The following is a 1,149-nucleotide window of genomic DNA, read 5'->3' as shown; positions in this document are numbered from 1 at the left end:
GCCTACCCCGCACGGTTCAGCCGCAGGCCACGGCCACCCCGCCTACCCGACACCGCGTGGATCAACCAGCCAGACCCACAGCCAGTCGACTAACAACCCACTGTCTCGCTTGACTTGACAACTACCGGTCCGGGGCCGCTGGCGCGCAGCCAGCCGGGGGACGGGCGTGCACCAGACCCGAGAGAGCCAACAGCGCCGCGGAAGGTGCACCCGCCTGTTCCGACGCTCACGTCGGTCCCCGGTCCCCGGTCCCCGGTCCTCGGCGCAGGGGCCTCGCATATGGTCAGCATGTGCTCGGAGCGGCCAGAAGCTGCTCGACCGAGGCTTGGCACTCGAGCTCATGTATCGCCACGAGTGGGAGGTGTGTGACGCTGTGATCTTGACCAATCCATGGGGCTGCGCCAGGTGGCGCCCCATGCCCTCAGGTCACCGCACGGGATTCTGTGCACGGCCTTGTTCAGCGACGAGCCAATTCAGTAGTCGTGCGCCGGTCGGTTCGAGCGCCCGATCCCCTGGTTGATCGTCATGGACACTACGGACCACATCATGTGGCTGCTAAAACAAGCCGCTCACTCCACCCGCCAGGCGGTCAATAGTGCCATCCGCAGCCACGGTGTCACGACGGAGCAGCTCGGCGTCCTCAAACGCCTGGCCGACACTCCTGGCCTCTCCGGCGCGGACCTGGCCCGGCGTTTGCTCATCACGCCGCAGGCAGTCCAGCTGGCGCTGGCCACGCTCGAGCGTCGCAGCCTGATCGAACGCAAGCCCGACGCCAACCATGGGCGGATCCTTCGCTCGTACCTCACAGAAGAGGGCCTGCGGGTCAGCACCGATTGCCATGTCGACGCCCTCACTTGTGAAGAGGAGCTGCTCGATGTGTTCGACGCTGCCGAGCAGGAGATGCTCCGGGAGTTCCTCCGCCGCCTGGTGGAGCGCGCGCCGGCAGAGGACGACGCAGTGGAGGGCTAGTGCGCTGGCCATGAACGTTTCCGGTCGTGGTCAGGTGCTGGTGGGGTGGTTGTGGGCACACCGTCAGGGATGGGGGACGTTGACCGGTTCCTGGGGGTGATCCGTGATGGCACAGCTGGTACGGGCACGGCGGTTGACCGATGAGGAAGGGCAGCGGCTCCTACGCATCGTGCGCCGGGG

General features: G+C 66.8%; 1 protein-coding gene. It reads left to right on the top strand.

Features of this window, described 5'->3' with window-relative positions; translation table 11 throughout:
• Positions 1 to 525: 525 nt before the first annotated feature.
• The gene (locus FMEAI12_RS20000; RefSeq protein ID WP_112107305.1) at positions 526 to 969 is read left to right on the top strand and encodes a MarR family transcriptional regulator; all 444 of its coding nucleotides are present in this window, start codon (positions 526 to 528) and stop codon (positions 967 to 969) included.
• Positions 970 to 1,149 lie beyond the last annotated feature (180 nt).

Origin of the sequence: Parafrankia sp. Ea1.12, from assembly GCF_900465275.1 — a bacterium.
Classification (GTDB): Bacteria; Actinomycetota; Actinomycetes; order Frankiales; family Frankiaceae; genus Parafrankia; species Parafrankia soli.
This window is presented reverse-complemented; position numbering and strand designations above follow the sequence as displayed.